16 protein-coding genes are annotated in these 18,905 nt (G+C 66.2%); 14 read left to right on the plus strand and 2 right to left on the minus strand.

What is annotated here, in order from left to right:
- Window positions 1-114 precede the first annotated feature (114 nt).
- The 13 genes from P0Y60_08145 (at window position 115) to P0Y60_08205 (ending at window position 16,552) form a co-directional block, all read left to right on the plus strand.
- The gene (locus P0Y60_08145; protein WEK62681.1) at window positions 115-1,188 is read left to right on the plus strand and encodes a glycosyltransferase; all 1,074 of its coding nucleotides are present in this window, start codon (window positions 115-117) and stop codon (window positions 1,186-1,188) included.
- A 123-nt stretch (window positions 1,189-1,311) separates the two neighbouring features.
- On the plus strand, window positions 1,312-4,647 hold the full coding sequence (locus P0Y60_08150) for a hypothetical protein (protein ID WEK62682.1): 3,336 nt from the start codon (window positions 1,312-1,314) through the stop codon (window positions 4,645-4,647).
- A 31-nt stretch (window positions 4,648-4,678) separates the two neighbouring features.
- Complete coding sequence (locus tag P0Y60_08155) at window positions 4,679-5,674, plus strand: SDR family NAD(P)-dependent oxidoreductase (protein WEK62683.1); 996 nt, start codon at window positions 4,679-4,681, stop codon at window positions 5,672-5,674.
- Window positions 5,671-6,828 carry a LegC family aminotransferase gene (locus tag P0Y60_08160; protein WEK62684.1) on the plus strand — a complete coding sequence of 386 codons (1,158 nt, stop codon included), beginning with the start codon at window positions 5,671-5,673 and terminating at the stop codon, window positions 6,826-6,828. The genes P0Y60_08155 and P0Y60_08160 overlap by 4 nt, the downstream gene beginning before the upstream one ends.
- A complete protein-coding gene (neuC, locus tag P0Y60_08165; protein ID WEK62685.1) occupies window positions 6,825-7,982 on the plus strand; it encodes a UDP-N-acetylglucosamine 2-epimerase in 1,158 nt (385 codons plus the stop codon). The genes P0Y60_08160 and neuC overlap by 4 nt, the downstream gene beginning before the upstream one ends.
- A gap of 2 nt (window positions 7,983-7,984) precedes the next feature.
- Window positions 7,985-9,082: an N-acetylneuraminate synthase family protein gene (locus P0Y60_08170; GenBank protein ID WEK62686.1), complete on the plus strand. Its 1,098-nt coding sequence runs from the start codon at window positions 7,985-7,987 to the stop codon at window positions 9,080-9,082.
- Window positions 9,075-9,716, plus strand: coding sequence for an acetyltransferase (locus tag P0Y60_08175; GenBank protein ID WEK62687.1), 642 nt, complete (start codon window positions 9,075-9,077; stop codon window positions 9,714-9,716). The genes P0Y60_08170 and P0Y60_08175 overlap by 8 nt, the downstream gene beginning before the upstream one ends.
- Window positions 9,713-10,759: a nucleotidyltransferase family protein gene (locus P0Y60_08180; GenBank protein ID WEK62688.1), complete on the plus strand. Its 1,047-nt coding sequence runs from the start codon at window positions 9,713-9,715 to the stop codon at window positions 10,757-10,759. Before P0Y60_08175 ends, P0Y60_08180 begins: the two co-directional genes overlap by 4 nt.
- Window positions 10,756-11,454 carry an acylneuraminate cytidylyltransferase family protein gene (locus tag P0Y60_08185; GenBank protein ID WEK62689.1) on the plus strand — a complete coding sequence of 233 codons (699 nt, stop codon included), beginning with the start codon at window positions 10,756-10,758 and terminating at the stop codon, window positions 11,452-11,454. The genes P0Y60_08180 and P0Y60_08185 overlap by 4 nt, the downstream gene beginning before the upstream one ends.
- A gap of 38 nt (window positions 11,455-11,492) precedes the next feature.
- Window positions 11,493-12,893 carry a hypothetical protein gene (locus tag P0Y60_08190; GenBank protein ID WEK62690.1) on the plus strand — a complete coding sequence of 467 codons (1,401 nt, stop codon included), beginning with the start codon at window positions 11,493-11,495 and terminating at the stop codon, window positions 12,891-12,893.
- A gap of 100 nt (window positions 12,894-12,993) precedes the next feature.
- A complete protein-coding gene (locus tag P0Y60_08195) occupies window positions 12,994-13,932 on the plus strand; it encodes an ABC transporter permease (protein ID WEK62691.1) in 939 nt (312 codons plus the stop codon).
- On the plus strand, window positions 13,929-14,666 hold the full coding sequence (locus P0Y60_08200) for an ABC transporter ATP-binding protein (protein WEK62692.1): 738 nt from the start codon (window positions 13,929-13,931) through the stop codon (window positions 14,664-14,666). The genes P0Y60_08195 and P0Y60_08200 overlap by 4 nt, the downstream gene beginning before the upstream one ends.
- Window positions 14,663-16,552 carry a hypothetical protein gene (locus P0Y60_08205; protein ID WEK62693.1) on the plus strand — a complete coding sequence of 630 codons (1,890 nt, stop codon included), beginning with the start codon at window positions 14,663-14,665 and terminating at the stop codon, window positions 16,550-16,552. Before P0Y60_08200 ends, P0Y60_08205 begins: the two co-directional genes overlap by 4 nt.
- Here P0Y60_08205 and P0Y60_08210 read toward each other — a convergent pair.
- Window positions 16,536-16,889, minus strand: coding sequence for a DUF2304 domain-containing protein (locus P0Y60_08210; GenBank protein WEK62694.1), 354 nt, complete (start codon window positions 16,887-16,889; stop codon window positions 16,536-16,538). The genes P0Y60_08205 and P0Y60_08210 overlap by 17 nt on opposite strands.
- A gap of 2 nt (window positions 16,890-16,891) precedes the next feature.
- Window positions 16,892-17,590: a glycosyltransferase family 2 protein gene (locus P0Y60_08215; GenBank protein ID WEK62695.1), complete on the minus strand. Its 699-nt coding sequence runs from the start codon at window positions 17,588-17,590 to the stop codon at window positions 16,892-16,894.
- A 66-nt stretch (window positions 17,591-17,656) separates the two neighbouring features.
- Between P0Y60_08215 and P0Y60_08220 the strand changes: the two genes are divergently transcribed.
- Entirely contained in the window at window positions 17,657-18,889 is a 1,233-nt protein-coding gene (locus P0Y60_08220; GenBank protein ID WEK62696.1) for a glycosyltransferase family 4 protein, read from the plus strand.
- Window positions 18,890-18,905: the final 16 nt, after the last annotated feature.

Here is an 18,905-nt window from a genome sequence, read left to right on the forward strand (position 1 = left end):
TCAAGCACGAACGCGGATCGCAGCGATGGACGGATGCTGGGGGAACCCTGATATTCCGCAGGCGCGGCCATGGCGCTCCACGGCTCGGCGGGTGCGCGCCGTTAACCTGATCGCATGGGTGCTCGACTGCGTGTTGTTCTGGATCAACTGGTTCACGTCGTCGACCCCGATCACGCGTCCGCGGCCCTCGATCTGACACGAGGTCTCGTGGCGACCGCACCCTCCGGATGTTCCGTGGATGCGATCGTCGCGGCGGGTTCCGAGATCCCCGTCGCCGGAGTCGTGGACGTTCGCACTCTCTCGCTCGCACGGCGAGAGCTCGCCGGCGCCTGGCAACTCGGGCTCACGCCCGGCGTGGGTGGCGGTCTCATCCACGCGCCGAGCCTGATGGCACCGCTCGTACGGCACGACCGGGTGCACGACAACGACCAGACGACGGTGACGCTGTGGGACCTGCGCGCCTGGGATTCGCCGGACGCCCTGTCGAAGACGGCAGTGGCCTGGCAACGCGGCATGCTCCGGCGTGCCGTCAAGCACGCCGACGCCGTGATCGTCCCCTCACACGCGATCGCACGACGGCTGTCGGAGCTCGCGAAGCTGGGCGACCGCATCCGCGTGATCGCCGGTGCGGCGCCGCACGGCTTCGCCGTGCCGACCGATGCGGCCCAGCGCCGCGCAGCGCTGTCCCTTCCCGCCGAGTACATCGTCCTCACGGGCGACGCCGCGACCCTCGGCGAGGGGTTCCGCGGCGCCGTGGCGTCGGATCTCGACGCCGTGGTCCTCGATGCGGACGAAGGCACCGAGCCACGACTGGCCGAACTCGCCTCGAGCGTCGGTCTGCCGGAAAGACGCGCGCATATCCGTGGTGCCCTGTCGCCGGAGGATCGCGCAGCCGTGCTGGCGGGATCCGCGGCGTTCGTCGCGACGAGTGCGATCGCAGGGTGGCCCTGGCGTGCGCTCGAGGCGATGACACTCGGGCGTCCTGTCGTCGCTGTCGACAGCGGGGCCCACCGAGACGTCCTCGCGGACGGAGGGCATCTCGTGTCCGAAGCGGACCTCGCGGAGGCCGTCGCCGACGCCGTGGGCGTGGCGGGGGAGCGGCTCGGCGTGCTCTCGGCGGATCGGGCGAGGGCATTCTCCTGGGCGAGCTCGGCGGAGCGCGTGTGGGGCCTGCACGCGGATCTCTGACCTCCTGAGAGAGCGCCGCCGAACAGCTGGGAGCAGCCTGCGCATCAGGCCGACACGCCGTGTGTCTGTCGCCGAAATACCGCAACAGTGGCATCATCCTGCAACTTCCGTCACACTGTTCACATGTCTCGACGTGCCCCACGCTCTCGAAACACCCTGCGGATCCCCCAGATCCTCACCTGTTTCCTCGCTGTCTCCGCTGTCCTTCTCAGCACCGTGCTCCCGGCCGGCGCCGCTTCGGCGTCCGTTCCCGCCACCGCGGGTGCGCCAACGGTGTCGTCCGTCGCGCAGTCCCGCGACGTGAAGACCACGCTCGTCGGGTTCACTCCGGGGAACATCATCAGCGACGCCGTGTTCACCAACAAGAGCACGATGACCGAGGCGCAGATCCAGTCGTTCTTCACCAGCAAGGTCGCGAAGTGCCAGACGGGATACGTCTGTCTCAAGGACTTCAAGATCACTTCGGTGACTCGGCAGGCAGATGCCTACTGCAACGGCTACACGGGTGCAGCGAACGAGTCTGCCGCACGAATCATCTACCGTGTGGCGCAGTCCTGCGACATCAATCCCCGCGTGCTGATCGTGATGCTCCAGAAGGAGCAGGGCCTGGTCACGCACACATGGCCGAGCGGCTGGCGCTACAACATCGCCCTGGGGCAGGGGTGCCCCGACACCGCGGCGTGCGACCCGAACTACGTGGGCTTCTTCCATCAGATCTACGGCGCAGCGCGCCAGATGCAGATCTACATGGAGGGCAAGTGGTTCCAGTGGTATGCGCCGGGGAAGACCTGGAACATCCTCTACAACCCGAACTCCGCCTGCGGTTCCGCTCCGGTGTACGTCGCGAACGCAGCGACCGCAGCGCTCTACTACTACACGCCGTACCAGCCCAATGCTGCCGCGCTGAAGGCCGGTTACGGCGAGGGCAACAGCTGTTCTGCGTACGGTAATCGCAACTTCTACAACTACTTCACGGAGTGGTTCGGTTCGACGCAGACCGCCGTCGACCCGCTCGGCACGATCAAGAATCAGTATGCGGCCCTCGGTGGCGCATCCGGTGTGCTGGGAGCGGCCGGTGCGGCACCCTCTTGCTCGGCATCCACCGCGCGCTGCACCTGGACGTATACCAAGGGTGTGATCACCTGGACGCGCGCTCTCGGGGCGATCACCGTCTACGGCGATGTCTTCACCGCATACTCCGCACAGGGCGGGCTCGGCGGAAAGCTCGGATATCCATCCGGCACCCCGAAGGCGATCACGGACCCGAACGGCAACGGGATCAGCCAGTCGTTCGACAAGGGCTGGATCCACTCCTCGGCTCGGGGAACCTTCGCGTCGACCTCCGCCGTCATGACGGCGTACAGCGCCGCTGGTTGGTTGCGCGGTGATCTCGGCTGGCCGACGAGCACCGAGGCGTGCGCGTCCGGTCTGTGCATGCAGACCTTCGCGGGTGGAGCGATTCGATACACCTCCGGTCAGGCCGCTTATGTGGTGCCGCCCGTGGATGACGCCAAGATCAAAGCCGTGTACTCCGCGCAGGGCGGCACCTCGGGCAGCCTCGGCTATCCCGTGACAGCAGCACAAGCCATCGTGGACCCGAACGGGGACGGCCTCGCACAGCGCTTCGATGGAGGGTGGATCCACTCATCGGCGGCGGGGACCTTCAGTTCATCGACAACGATCATGACGGCGTACAGCAAGGTCGGCTGGGTGCGCGGAGCGTTCGGGTGGCCGATCGGAGCAGAGTCCTGCACCGGGAACACCTGCTCGCAGCCGTTCCAACGAGGTGTCCTTCAGTACGTGAAGGGCGGGGCCGCCGGCCCAGCCGCCGAGGTGACCAACACAGCCATCAAGGCCGCCTATCAGGCCGCGGGCGGCGCGACCGGCGTCCTGGGCTATCCGCTGCAGCCGGCCAAGTGGGTGACCGACCCCAACGGGAACGGCTACGTCCAGCAGTTCGGCGGCGGATGGATCCATTCCGGAACGCGCGGCACGTTCGTGACCTCATCACAGATCATGGCGCTGTACTCCGCGGCCGGGTGGGTTCGAGGCTCTCTCGGGTGGCCGATCGGAGCCGAGAAGTGCACGGATCTCGGTTGCTCGCAGACGTTCGCCAAGGGCACGCTCACCGCGGCGACAGCAGGCTCGGACGGCACCGGATTGACGGCGGCGATTCGCACCCTGCACCAGAGCATCGGAGGAGTGTCGGGCTGGATCGGCGCTCCCACGATGGCGGTCCAGCATGTCTCGGACCCCCAGGGCAATGGCGATGCGCAACGCTTCGCGAACGGCTGGATCCACTCGTCGACGAAGGGCACCTTCGCGACATCGACACGCATCATGACGGCGTACAGCAGCGTGGGCTGGGTTCGAGGAGTGCTCGGGTGGCCGATCGCGGCTGAGACGACGGTCACTGATCCGAACGGGAACGGGCTCGTGCAGCAGTTCGCAGGCGGCTGGATCCACTCGTCAGAGGCCGGCACCTTCGCCTCTTCGACCAAGGTGATGACGGCGTACAGCGCGGCCGGCTGGTTGCGAGGAGCCCTCGGGTGGCCGACAGGAGCGGAAACCGCGATCGTCGACAAGAACGGCAACGGCGTGGCGCAGAAGTTCGATGGTGGCTGGGTGCACTCCTCAGTGAGCGGTGCGTTCGCGTCATCGTCGACGATCATGAAGGCTTACAGCGCGGCCGGGTGGTTGCGCGGACCCTTGGGATGGCCGACCAGCGCGGAGACCTGCGACGCGGGATCCTGTGCTCAGGCCTTCACCGGTGGTGCGATCCGGTATCAGACCGGCGCTGCTGCAGTCGTCTACCTCACGAACCAGAATGCCGCGATCCAGAAGGCCTACCAGGCCGCAGGCGGCGCAGCAGGACCTCTGGGCAAGGCGTCAGGGGCTGTGCAGGCCGTCACCGATCCCAACGGCAACGGTGTCGCACAGAAGTTCGACGGCGGATGGATCCATTCGTCGGCAGCGGGGACCTTCTCGTCCTCCACCTCCGTCATGAATGTGTACAGCGACAACGGGTGGTTGCGGGGCGCCTTCGGCTGGCCCGTGGGCGCCGAGACATGCGCGGGAGGTACGTGCATGCAGGCTTTCGCCGGGGGCACCATCCGCGTCACCGGCACGAAGGGCGAAGCCTTCCTCACCACGTCGAACGCGGACATCTCACGGATCTACACCTCACTGGGCGGCGCGAAGGGCAGCCTCGGCCATGCCGCATCCACGGTGCAGACCGTCGTGGATCCCAACGGCAACGGGTTCGGTCAGTCGTTCACCGGCGGATGGATTCACTCGTCCGCGCGAGGGACGTTCGCGTCGTCTTCGGCGATGATGAAGCTCTACAGCGCACGCGGCTGGATCCGCGGCGACCTCGGGTGGCCCACCAGCGCGGAGACCTGCACGGCCACGACGTGCACGCAGACCTTCGCGAACGGGACGCTGTCGTACACCAAGTAGGGGCGATGTGGTGCTCGGATAGACTGAGTGCATGAAGGTACTGCTCACAGGAGCTGACGGATTCATCGGATCGCACCTCGCGGAGCAGCTCGTCAGAGACGGTCATGATGTCCGAGCGCTCGTGCTCTACAACTCGTTCGACACACGCGGATGGCTGGACGGCGTCGATCCGGAGATCGCGTCGCAGATCGAGTTCCTGCCGGGTGACGTGCGCGACCCGGCATTGATGATGTCGGCCGTCGCAGACCGCGACGCGGTTCTGCATCTGGCGGCCCTGATCGCCATTCCGTATTCGTACGCGGCTCCCGACCTCTACGTGCAGACGAACATCCAGGGCACGCTCAACCTCCTGAACGCGGCGCGTGCCGCGGGCATCGACAGATTCATCCACACGTCGACCAGCGAGGTGTATGGAACGGCGCGCTACGTGCCGATGGATGAGGGCCACCCGCTGCAAGGCCAGTCCCCGTACTCGGCGTCGAAGATCGCGGCCGACCAGATGGTGAACTCCTACCATGCGTCGTTCGGCCTCCCCACGGTGACGATCCGCCCGTTCAACACCTTCGGCCCCCGGCAGTCTGCCCGCGCGGTGATCCCGACGATCATCAGTCAACTCGCCGCGGGCAAGCGTGAGATCCAACTCGGTGCGGTCACTCCGACGCGCGACTTCACCTTCGTTCCCGACACCGTGTCCGGATTCACCGCCGCGCTCACGAGCACAGCCGGCGTCGGTGAGGTCATCAACCTCGGAGCAGGCTTCGAGGTGTCGATCGGACAGACGTTCGATCTCATCGCGGAGGTCATGGGCGTCGATGCGACAGCGACCGAGGACCCGGCGCGACTGCGCCCTGCGAACTCTGAGGTCGAGCGGCTGTTCTCCGACAACTCCAAGGCGCGGGATGTCCTCGGGTGGGCTCCGCGCTACGACGGCGTCGACGGTTTCCGCGAGGGACTGCGCGCCACGGCGGAGTGGTTCACGGAGCCCGCGAATCTTGCCAGATACCGCACAGACGCCTACATCGTATGATCGGCGCGGAAGGCTTCGTTCGGGCGATCCGCGAGGTGGTCGGAGATGAACCGTTCGTCGGACTCCACATCCCGGACATCACCGATATCGAGAAGCAACGGGTGAACGAGTGCCTGGACTCGACGTTCGTGTCGAGCGTCGGCAGCTTCGTCGGGGAGTTCGAGCAGTCGATCGCCGGCTTCACCGGCTCGGCGCACGGTATCGCGGTGTCCAACGGGACCTCTGCGCTCCAGGTGGCTCTAGAACTCGCCGGGGTCGCCGCAGGAGACGACGTCATCATCCCGACGCTGTCGTTCATCGCCACGGCGAACGCGGTGTCGCACGCCGGTGCCCGACCGTATTTCGTCGACAGCGACAGCGAGACCCTCGGACTGTCGGTGGAGGCTGTCGAGGAAGTGCTCAAGGCGGCTCGATCGACGCCAGACGGCCTCGTCAACGGCGCGACCGGGCGGCGCATCGGTGCAATCGTCCCGATGCACACGCTCGGCCACCCGATGCGCATCGGCGAGCTCGTCGAGCTCGCCGATGAATACGGGGTCCCTGTCGTCGAAGATGCCGCAGAGTCTCTCGGCAGTCGAGTCGGTGATGTGCACACCGGAACATTCGGGAAGCTGGGAATCATCAGCTTCAACGGGAACAAGATCCTGACCACCGGTGGTGGTGGAATGATCCTCACCGGGGATGACGAACTCGCGAGGCGCGCGCGACACCTCACCACGACGGCCAAAAGACCGCACCGCTGGGAGTTCGAGCACGACGAGGTCGCTTACAACTTCCGCATGCCGAATCTCAACGCGGCGCTCGGTGTCGCGCAACTCGAACGCCTGCCCGAGTTCCTGGCTGCGAAACGACGCCTTGCGAAGAGTTACGCCCGGGTGTTCGATGCGATGCCGGGGGTGACATTCCTGGCCGAACCCGCGGGAACCGTGAGCAACTATTGGCTCTGCGCCGTGCGCGTCGACGGCGGTATCGATCGTCGCGACGAGTTCCTCGAGGCGACCAACGACGCCGGGCTCCAATGCCGCCCCTTCTGGAACCTCCTGCACCGGCAGACCCCGTACCGCCACCTGCCGCACGCGCCGACGCCCGTCGCGGAGTCGCTGCATGCGAGCGTCGTCTGCATCCCGAGCTCTCCCGCATTGGCGGCAGCGTGAGGAAGATCGCCGTACTCACGGGCACGCGGGCGGACTACGGTCTCCTGCGCGGACTGCTGCGTGCGATCGAGGACGAAGCGGGGCTCGAGCTGCAGCTCATCGCGACCGGCACACACCTGGACGACAGATTCGGACGCACCGAGTCGGAGATCGCCGCGGACGGGTTCCGCGTGGCCGCATCCGTGCCGATCTGGTCGGCGGGCGACGATGAACTGACGGCGGCGGACGACGTCGGCCGGGCCCTGCCGCTGTACGCGCGTGCACTGCGCGACCTCGACCCCGACGTGCTGGTCGTCCTCGGAGACAGGCTGGAGGCGTTCGCTGCGGCTGCCGCGGCAACGATTCTCTCGCTGCCCGTCGCGCACATCCACGGAGGCGAACTCACTGAGGGTGCCATGGACGACGCCCTCCGGCACGCCATAACGAAGATGGCCTATCTCCACTTCGTGTCGACCGAGGGTCATCGCCGGAGGGTCATCCAGCTCGGTGAGCAACCCCATCGCGTGTACTTCCACGGGGCGCCGATCGTCGATGCACTCGCCGGGCTCGACCTGCTCTCCCGGACAGAGGTGGAAAGCCGCTTCGGCATCTCGCTCACGGCGCCGACGGCGCTCGTGACATTCCACCCCGCGGCGATGGATGTCGAGGCACCGGAGTTGCTTGTCGATGAACTGCTCGCTGGTCTGCTCGACGTCGAGGATCTGCACATCGTGATCACGGGATCCAACTCCGACATCGGCACCTCGGACGTGCGGCGACGGATCGCCTCGTTCGTCGAGGCGCATCCCGACCGCGTCGACTACGTGGAGTCCTTCGGGCAACTCGGCTACCTCAGCGCGATGTCGACCGCGGCCGTCGTCGCGGGAAACTCCTCGAGCACCGTTCTGGAAGCTCCCGTGCTGGGAATTCCCTCGGTCCTGATCGGGGATCGCCAGAAAGGCCGCCCACTCGCCGCAAGCGTCGCCGTGCCGCGCATCGATCGAGTCGCCATCGCCGACGCCCTTCGCGCGGCGATCACGGGCCCCTTCGGTGAGGACGGGGACCAGATCTTCGGTGATCCCGGTTTCGCTCGACGTACCGCTGCAACTCTTCGCGACGCCGAGATTCCGCGTCCACCCCGCAAGACCTTCCATGACATCGAGGAGCTGCCGTAACCATGACCGATCGTGTCTTCGTGATCGCCGAGGCCGGCGTGAACCACAACGGATCTCTGGACACCGCCATCGAACTCGTCGACCTCGCGGCTTCGGCGGGGGCGGACGCGGTGAAGTTCCAGACCTTCTCCGCCGACAACCTCGCGCTGGAGAGCGCCGCATTGGCTGACTACCAGCGGACGTCAGCGGAGGACGAGCGCTCGCAGCATGATCTGCTGCGAAACCTCGAACTCACCCACGATCAGTTCAGGGTGTTGCGGGATCGCTGCTCTGCGCAGGGCATCCAGTTCCTGTCGACCGCATTCGACGTGGTGGGACTGGAGTTCCTCGTCACGGAGTTGGGAATCCCCACCGTGAAGGTCGCCTCGGGCGATCTGACCTTCGCGCCTCTGCTGGTGGCTGCCGGCCGCACGGGGCTGCCGGTGATCCTGTCCACAGGGATGGCTGAGATGTCGGAGATCGCGCGGGCGCTGCGATTCCTCGCGGCCGGCGTCCTGCAGGCGAAGGGCGCGCTCGATCGGACGGTGAGGCTCACCGATGCTGTGCTGGACACGGCATGGCAGCGGCGGAATGACCACGTGGTCTTCGCGCAGCACGTCACGATCCTCCACTGCACCACGGAGTACCCCGCAGCAGATGAGCACCTGAATCTTCGCGCGATGCAGACCATCGGGACCACGTTCGGGCACAGGGTCGGCTACTCCGACCATTCGCTCGGCTCCCTCGCTTCGGTGCTGGCCGTCGGTCTCGGTGCCGTGGTCGTCGAGAAGCACTTCACCTTCGACGTCGACGCCGAAGGGCCGGATCACGCGGCTTCACTCGATCCGCAGGGGCTCCACGACTACGTGGCGGACCTGCGTCGGGTGCCGGTGATGCTCGGCTCGGTCGAGAAGCGCTGCCAGCCTGTGGAGGAGGGTAACCGTGCGGTCGTGCGCAGGAGTCTCGTCGCCGCGACCGACATCGACGCCGGGGCGGTCATCACCGAGGGCGACGTCGCCTGCTTCCGACCTGCCACGGGCCGGACCTCCTTCGACTACTGGGAGGTCGTGGGAAGCCCGGCCTCCCGCTCCTATCGCCGTGGCGACCTGATCGATGCGTGATCTCGTCCTCCTCGGGGCCGGTGGACACGCACGATCGGTGCTGGCAGCGTTGACGTCCAGCGGTCGCGTCGTGCGTGGGTACTTCGCCCCGTGGCCCTCAGACGGCCTGCCGGACCTCGCGTATCTCGGAGAGGATGACGCCATCGGGGACTGGAACCCTGGAGAGGTCGATGTCGTCAACGCCGTCGGATCGATCGGGTCGACCGCCCTCAGACGGCGGCTTCACGAGCTCGCTGTCCGTCGAGGGTTCACTGTCGAAGGGTTCGTTCACCCCGCGGCACACGTGGATCCGGGTGCCTCCCTGGGGGCTGGAGTCCAGGTCTTCGCCGGCGCGATCATCAATGTGGGCGCACGGGTCGGCACAGGCACGCTCATCAACACCGGGGCCATCATCGAACATGACACGACCATCGGAGAACACGTCCACATCGCCCCGGGGGCGGTCCTCGCCGGCGACGTGCGGGTCGGGGCGGACGCATTCGTCGGCCTCGGCTCCCGGATCATCCAAGGGCGGACGGTAGGGTCGGGAAGTATCGTCGGGGCGGGGGCGGTGGTCCTCGCTGATGTGGATGCTGCGGCGACCGTCGTCGGAGTGCCCGCGCGGCCACGGAGCGACAGGAGCGAGGACTCATGATCGACAGGACTCTTCTCGTCGTCACTCCGACGACGAGCATCCGTGCCGCGCTGCTGCAACTCGATCGGGGCGGACTCCAGGTCGTCTTCGTCGAGAACGAGGCGGGTGTCCTGATCGGTGCCGTCAGCGACGGCGACATCCGTCGCGGCCTCATCTCCGGCTCTGCGCTCGAAGACGCGATCGAGACGGTGATGAATCGCGCCCCCGCGACAGTGCCCCCTTCCGCCAGCCAGCAGGACGTGGATGCGCTCAAGAACAGTCGTGGAATCCGAGTCGTGGCTGTCGTCGACGACGACGGCATCATGATCGACGTGGTCGGAGATCGCGCTCGGATATCCACGCCGCTCGACACACCCGTCGTGCTGATGGCCGGCGGTCGAGGTCAGCGTCTCTACCCGATCACGAAGGACATCCCGAAGCCGCTCGTCCCGCTCGGAGACGTGCCGATGATCGACATCATTCTCGGTCGGCTGCGTGAACAGGGCTTCCGTCGTGTTCATGTCTCTGTCAACCATCTCGCGCACCTCATCGAGGAGCACCTCGGAGACGGCAGCTCGCGGGGGCTCGAGATCACCTACATCCATGAGTCCTCTCCGCTCGGCACCGCCGGGGCGCTGGCGCAGCTGAGGGGAATCATCGATGCTCCCTTCGTCGTGATGAACTCGGACCTGCTGACCCAGGTGGACCTGCGCAGGATGCTCGCCTTCCATCACACGCTCGGTGCGTCGGCCACGATCGGAGCTCGTGAGTTCGGCTTCGAGATTCCCTACGGCGTGATCCGTCGCGAGGGCGACACGGTGGTCGCGCTCGCGGAGAAGCCCTATCACAGCGAGCTCGTGAGCGCCGGGATCTATGTTCTGGAGCCGAAGGCGCTGGAGATGCTCGATGCTGAGGAGTACTGCGACATGCCGACGCTGTTGGCGCGGCTGATGCAGCAGGGCGATGATGTCGGGGCGTTCGAGATCCACGAGGAGTGGATCGATGTGGGGCGTCCGGAAGATCTCGAGCGCGCACGCCAGGCGTGGGAACGGAGTGGCCGATGAGGATCTGCACCATCACAGTACGTGCCGGGTCGAAGGGCGTCCCGGGCAAGAATCTGCGCGTCGTCGCCGGTCGGCCGCTCTTCGGGCATTCCGTCGCGCAGGCCGTGGCCACGGGCTTGTTCGACGAGGTCGTCGTCTCGAGCGATTCCGACGAGATCCTCGCTCTCGCCGCATCCTTCGGTGCGACGGGTGTGGTGCGGCGCCCCCCTGAGATGGCCACCGACACGGCGGGGAAGGTTCCGGCGATCGCCCATGCCGTGCGGTCGACAGAGGAGAGGACCGGCCGGCGGTACGAGGTGTGCGTCGACCTCGATGCGACGAGTCCTCTGCGCACCGTCGACGACATCCGCGCGGCCGTGGAGATGTTCGAAGCCGCCGACGTACGTTCGCTGATCACGGGAGCGGAGGCGAGGCGGAATCCGTATTTCAACCTCGTCGAAGAGCAGCCCGACGGCACGGTCGCCGTGAGCAAGGCGCCGGACGATGCCGTGCTGCGACGCCAGGATGCGCCGCGGTGCTTCGACATGAACGGATCGATCTACGTGTGGGAGCGGAGCGCGCTTCTGGAGGACCAGGTCGTCTTCTTCCCGTCCACGATCCTGTACGAGATGCCGGCGGATCGCTCGATCGACGTGGACAGCGAGTTCGACTTTCGCGTCGTGGAGTGGCTGATGGGTCAGCGAGCGGATCTGTGACGGGTGGTCCTCGGCCGTCGATCACCACGACGCCCGCGATGCAGAGAATTCTCGACCTGGAGGACGCGGCGCCTGCGGAGCTTCTCGAAGTCCTTCCCGGAGCGACGGTGCCTTTCTGGGCCCAGGTTCGCATGCAGTTCGCCTGGCTGCTCTCCGAGGAGAGCACGGGAAGCATCGACGTGGCATCCGACAACTGGACGAGGTGGGGTGAGCTCTCCCGTCTCGCCCGTGCATTTCTTCCGAATCGATGGGACGCCGTGCGCAGGGCGAAGCGGCACGACGTGTTGTTCTTCGTCGGCGGAGGAACACTGTCCGCGCGTGGCGCACGCGCGCGCAATTGGCTGATCGAGGATTTCGCCGAGGCGACCCCGGATGCGCTGGTCGTCCAGCGGCGCCCGCTCCCGACCCCGCTCGGGCCGCCGTCCTTCTCGGCGACGTTGAGCATGGAGTCCGCCACCGCGCGATCACGTCTCTGGGCACGACGGCATGTGGTGCCCGCCGAGACTCAGACGACGATCGATCGTCTTCTCGCCTTCTTCGCCGAGCGTCTGGGGATCGATCCGACCCGACTCCGTTCGCTGCGGGCCAGAATTCGGCGCACTGAGGCCCATCGCCCGCATGAGCTGGCGGAGCTGCGTCGATTGGTTCGGCGGGTTCGCCCTCGTATCGTCATCATGGACACGGCTTCCTACACGTACAACGGCGAGACCGTCGGAGTCTTCAAAGACGCCGGTGCCTATGTCGTCGAGCCGCAACACGGGTGGATCGGCCCATCGCACGCGGCATACAACTACGGCCGTGCCTTCCAGGATCCCCGTCTGCGCAGGGCATTGCCGGACGCACTGTTCACGTTCGGCGAGTTCTGGTCCGAGGGCGTCCGCACTCCGAGCGAAACGACTGCTCTCGGAAAACCGCACCTCGACAGGCTCGTCCTCGAGGCGGAGTCTGCGCGGGACCCGCGGATTCTCGTGGTGTCATCCCGGGCCGACCCGGGGGAGACCGATTCGTTCGTGCAGGATCTCCGTTCGGCCGTCGGGTCGGAATGGACGATCTCCTTCCGACCGCACCCGGCCGAACGAGATGCCGTCGTCGAACGCTATCCGCTCATCTCCGCCCACCCCGCCATCGAGATCGATGCCAGCCCCGATGTCTACGACTCGCTCGCGAAGACGCGGGTCGTGATCGGTGTGGCGAGCACCGTGCTCTTCGAAGCCGCCGCCTTCGGCTGCGACGTGATCGCGCGTGACAACACGTTCGCGGCCAGCATCATCGGCGATGCATTCGGCGCCAGAGTCAACTCTGCCGTCCAGGCGGCGGAGCGGCTCGCGGCGTTGAACGCGGACGGGGTCGCGCGCCGCGTGCCGGATCCGTATCTGTGGTCTCCTGCAGCGACGGAGAACTACCGACGATGGCTGGCGTCGCGGCCGTCGTCGCCGTGACGCAGGCGGGACGCGCGCCCCTCCCAGACCTTCAGGCGACGTGTCGTAAACTATGGAACATCGAGGCGGCCCCTGTCGCCGTCGCCGAATGAGTGGGCCTGTGACTGATACCCGAGATCTTTTCGCCGCCGTCCCGCGTTCCGACTTCGAGACCCCGGGCAAGAGTCGTGGGTTGATCGATGTGGTGCGCTGGCGGTATCTGTTGAACCTCCTGGTGCGTACCGGAGTGACCACGCGGTATCGCAACTCGGTACTCGGATGGACGTGGTCCTACGTGCGCCCGGCCGCGCAGTTCCTCGTGTTCTGGGTCGTCCTCGGGATCTTCATGGATCTCGATCGTGGACTTCCGAACTACGCCGTGTATTTGTTCTCCGGGATCGTCGTCATCAACCTCTTCTCGGAAGGTTTCAAGAACGCCACCACATCGATCGTCGGCAACGCTGCTCTCGTGCGGAAGGTCTTCCTGCCCCGACAGCTCTTCGCTGTCTCCTCCGTCATCGTGGCGTTCGTGCATTTCCTCCCGCAGGTGGGCCTGCTGCTGGTGGTCTGCCTGCTCATGGGGTGGATCGTCCACATCTCGATCCTCTCCGTGCTCGCGATCTTCGCCGGCATGATCATCGTGATGGTGTTCAGCCTGGGACTCGGTCTGTTCTTCGGGGCCTTGAACGTGCGTTACCGCGATTCCGAGAACATCGTCGAGCTGCTCCTTCTGCTCGCCACCTGGGCATCTCCCGTCCTGTATGCGTGGACGCAGGTGCAGGATGCCATCGTCGGTCGGCTCGGCTGGCCGAACTGGATCGTCGAGCTCTACATGTTGAACCCGATCACGCAGGGTGTCGAGCTGTTCCACTACGCCTTCTGGCGTCCGGCGACCGAGGGCATGGTCTCGGCTGCCGGCTACACAGGCAAGGTGATGGTCGACATCCCACCCGACCTGGCCTGGAACACGCTCTGGACGTTCCTGATCGCGGTCGCCACGCTCCTGTTCGGACAGTTCGTCTTCCGACGCCTCGAGGGAAGGTTCGCACAAGACCTATGAGCGAGCAGACGGCAGTCAAGCCGAGCATCATCATCGACGGTGTGCGCAAGCGCTTCACCCTCAATCACGCCTTCTCCCTCAAGGACACGGTCGTCTCCTGGATCAAGCGCCGGAAGCTCACGAGCGAGTTCGAAGCTCTCAGGGGAGTCGACGTCACGATCGGGGAGGGCGAGTCCGTCGCGATCCTCGGGTTCAACGGCTCCGGGAAGTCCACACTTCTCAAGCTGATCTCCGGCGTGATGGAGCCCGATGCGGGCGAGGTTCTCACCCGAGGGCGCGTCGCGGGTCTCATCGAGGTCGGAGCCGGCTTCCATCCCGAACTCTCCGGGCGCGAGAACGTGTTCCTCAACGCCGCGATCCTCGGCATGAAGCGGCACGAGATCGAAGCGCGCTATGACGAGATCGTGGCCTTCAGCGAGATCGAACAGTTCATCGACCAGGAGGTCAAGCACTACTCCTCCGGCATGTTCATGAGGCTCGCGTTCTCCGTCGCGATCCACGTCGAGCTCGACGTGCTGCTCGTCGACGAGATCCTGTCGGTGGGCGACGCCCCGTTCCGCGAGAAGTGCCGCCTCAAGTTCGAGCAGTTGATCTCCGAGGGCAAGACACTCGTCGTGGTGAGCCACGACATGGAGATGGTGCGTGAGCTCTGCGGGCGAGGCATCGTGATCAACAAGGGCGAGGTCGTCTACGACGGTGAGGTCGAGGGCGCCATCGCGCTGGTGGACGCATGATCGATTGGCTCGGACAGGTTCCGGCACTGCTGCTCGCTCTCGCGTTGCTGATCGTGCCGGGTCTTCCGGCCGCGCTCTGCGTGCGCGGTATTCCGAGCGTCGTGCGCGGCGGGATCGCCATCGCGGTTTCCCTCGGAATCCTGGCCGCCGCATCGTTCGCAGCGCCCCTGTGGGGGATGCGATGGGGGCTCCTCCCGGTCGCTCTCGTCTCTGCCGTCGTCTGGGTCATCGCCGGCGTGTTGCGCTACCTCGATCGACGGGAGATCCTCGCACCGATCTCGAGAGGATGGCGAGTCTGGGTGGCCGTGGCTGCGGCGGTCGTGGGGTGGGTGGCCGTCGTCTCCTTCGGCATCGGCGCACCGGGCAACCCGTCCCAGCTCTACGACGCGCTCTTCCATCTCAACGCGGTGGAGTTCATCCTCCAGACCGGCGATGCCTCTCCGCTCCACATGACCATGGTGGTTCCGGGGCAGGAGACGTCGTTCTACCCGACACTGTGGCACGCGTTGGTCAGTCTGGTGGTGCCATTCGCCGGAAGCGTCGTCGCCGCGACCAACACCATCACGGTGGCCGTCATCGCGCTGGTGTGGCCGGTTGCGCTCGCATCGCTCGCTGCCATCGCCTTCCCTTCTCGTCCGAGCGCGGCCGTCTGGGCTCCGCTCGTCGCATTCGGCTTCAGCGTCTTCCCACTCGGGTTCCTCAACTGGGGTGTCCTGTACCCGAACCTCCTGGGCACGGTCCTCATACCCCTCCTGATCGCGGCGGTGCTGTCGGCATTCGCCCCGGGGGTTTCCCCGTGGGGCCGATCGTTGCGAATCCTCATCGCGGTCGCGGCCGCGGGGGCCACAGCGTCCGCACACCCCTCCGCCCTCCTCGGCGCGATCGCGATGCTCGTGCCCTACCTGCTGTGGCGGGCATGGGGGATCGCGCGTGCCGGTGGCATCGCGACGCGCATCGTGCTCGCCGTCGCAGTGGCCAGCGCATTGGCTGTTCTGGGCGTCGTGTGGATCCTCGCCAATGTGACCACCCACGAATGGCTTCCGACGCAGACCATGGCGCAGTCGTTCGGTGAAGTCGCCTTCCTCAGCCCCGTCGGTCGCACAGCAGGCCTCCTTCTCGGCCCGCTGGCGGCGATCGGGATATGGCGCGTCGTGAAGGACCGGACGTGGTGGATCCTCGGGTCGTACGCGGTGAGTATCGTGCTCTTCGTCATCGCAGCGTGGTTCCCCGTGCTCTCCGTCCGCAGCCTCTTCGTGGGGATCTGGTACGACGACACGACGAGGGTCGGCGCGTTGATCGCGATCTGGGGGCTGCCGCTCGCCGGTCTCGGTGCGGCCGTCGTCTCGGAATGGCTGTTCGGAGCGTGGCGCAAGGGCAAGAGACGGCGGGTCGTGGCCGTGTTGGCACTCGTCGCCGTTGCCGCTGCGAGCCATGCGCCCATGTTGCGCAGCGATGTTCGCTACCTGCGCGGCGTCAGCTTCCTCTTCACCGCTGACTCTCAAGGTCTGTCACCGGACGAGGCCCTGCTCTTCGAACGCGCCGCGGAACTGCTCCCCGATGACAGCCTGGTCATCGGAGATCCCCTGACCGGAGCCGGGCTCTTCTACGCCTACTCCGGGCACGCTGTCGTGTTCCCGCACGTGACGGGCCGCTATGGAAGCGATGCGTCGACCCTCGCGCGCTACCTGGTCGATGGTGGTCCGAGCGTCTGCGCAGCGATCGAACGACTCGGCGTGACGCACGCTTTCGACTTCGGTGACACGGTGCTGTTCGAGAACCACTACACGACGTTCGACGGGCTGCACGGCCTGGACCGATCCCCGATCCTCACAGAGGTCGACCGCGTCGGAGACGCCGTGCTCTACGAAGTCACCGGTTGTGAGTAGGGTCCTTCTCGTTCTCTGATGCTTCGAGCAGAGCGATCTTGCGGGCGAGGAGCGTGAGCTGACGCTGCAGGGCGATGTTGCGCCGATACTGCGAATAGACGAACGCGAGGAACATCACGATCAGCGCGTACAGGACGAGGTCGGTTCCGCGACCCACGCCGACCAGGCGCGCGAGCCAGCTCAGCCACTGAGGGAAGAGCACCGACAGCACGGCAGCGACGACGAACAGGCCCATCAGCAGCCGACGGATGGCGAGGTGACTGTCGGCACCCGTGCGGCGCATCATGAAGACGGCGAGGATGACGATCGCGGCGATGAGCAGGAACTGGATCCACATGACTATCGCACCACCAGATCTACGAGGATGTTCACGGAATTGAGCACGCTCTGGCCCTTCGCCTTCGAATAGTCCGTGTAGAGGAGTTCGACCGGATACTCCTTCCAGGGAAGACCGGTGTGACCGAGCTCCAGCACGATCTCGGTGGCGTGCGCCATGCGGTCCTGTTTGAGCTCGATCGCCTCTGCGGCGTCGCGCCTGATCACACGCAGACCGTTGTGCGCATCGGTGAGCTTCAGACTGGTGGTGAGGTTGGTCACCCACACGGCGGTCTTCAGGACGACCTTCTTGACCCACCCCGGGTTGGTGCGGTCATCCAGGAAACGCGAGCCGAACACGATCGCGGCATCATCTCGGCGCGCGACCTCGAGCATTCCGACGGCATCCTCGACGCGATGCTGGCCATCCGCATCGAACGTGACGATGAAATCGCAGTCGGGGTGGGAGAGCGCGTAGGTGATTCCGGTCTGGAGAGCCGCTCCCTGGCCGAGATTCACCGGGTGCTGCACCAGATGGGCGCCGGCCTCCTCGGCTTCACGGGCGGATCCGTCGCTGGAGCCGTCATCGATGCACACGATGTGGGCGAAATGCGGCCGCAGGCCCTCGATGACGCCTCCGATCACTCCCGCCTCGTTGTACAGGGGGATGACCACCCAGGCTCTGGCGTCGGGTGTGGAGGACGCAGGGACGCTCGTGGACATGGTTCTATTGTGTCAGGTGTCGGATCGGACATCGATCAACCGGCGGATAGGCGAGGGCAACGCTTCATGGCGAGAGATCACGGTGGGCAGGTCGAGCCGCGTCCGCATCGGATCACGATCGTCTCCCGCATCTATGCCCCGGAGCCGTCGGCTGCTTCTCTGCGGCTCGAAGCCCTCACGCGAGAGTTCACGCGTCGTGGACACGAGGTCCGCGTGCTCACCACACGCCCGCCTCGTGATGCGGTTTCCGCGTCGCACGGCGGCGCCGTCATCGACCGCTGGCCCGTCCTTCGAGACCGCTCGGGGTACGTTCGCGGATACCTCCAGTACATGAGCTTCGACGTGCCTCTCTTCCTCCGCATGGTGTTCGGCCCGCGCGCCGATGCCTATGTGATCGAACCGCCGCCGACGACCGGCGCCGTCGCCAGGCTCGCGTCGCGGATCCGGCGGCGACCTTACGTCTACTACGCCGCAGACATCTGGTCGGACGCTGCCCAGATGACCGGAGCCGCGGGGTGGGTGATCGGGGTCGTGCGCTGGTTGGAGAGGTTCGCTCTGCGCGGAGCCGACAGCAATCTGGTCGTGTCCGACGGAGTGGTCTCGAGGATCGCATCACTCGCGCCCGGCGCGAAGACGAGTCCGGTCGGCCACGGGGTCGACACCGAGCTGTTCTCGCCCCGGGGCCCTCACATCGCGGACCCCGCTGACATCGTCTACATGGGGACCATGAGCGAATGGCACGGCGCGGGCGTCGCCGTCGAGGCTCTTGCCATCGTCATGAGCGCCGACCCCCACGTCACAGCCGCCTTCATCGGGCAGGGGGCTGACCGCGATGCGCTGCACGCGGCGGCGATCGCGCACGGCATCGGTGACAGGGTCCGTTTCCTCCCTCCGGTTCCGGCCGAGGAAGCAGCCATGTGGCTTCGTTCCGCTCGCATTGCTCTCGCGACGCTTCAGCCCGGCAAGGGTTACGACTTCGCTGTGCCGACCAAGCTCTACGCGGCGATGGCCGCAGGAACCCCTGTCGCCTACAGTGGTCCCGAGCCATTGCGCACGCTGGTCAGCGAGGACGGCCTGGGAACGTCGGCCGCGCACAACGCCGCCGACTATGCCGAGGCGATATCGGAGTTGCTCCGGCGGAGCGATGGCGAACCCGTCCAGCACCTGGTGGATTGGGCGGAGAAGCACGTTTCGTCGGTCTCCGTGGCAGGAAGGGCGGCGGATGCCGTCCTCGGCGTCGTGGACTCCCGCACGGCTCGCGGGCGTCCGGTCGGCGGGCGTTCAGCGACTGAACGATAGGATTGCACACCGTCGA

The organism is Candidatus Microbacterium colombiense (assembly GCA_029203165.1).
GTDB classification, from domain to species: domain Bacteria; phylum Actinomycetota; class Actinomycetes; order Actinomycetales; family Microbacteriaceae; genus Microbacterium; species Microbacterium colombiense.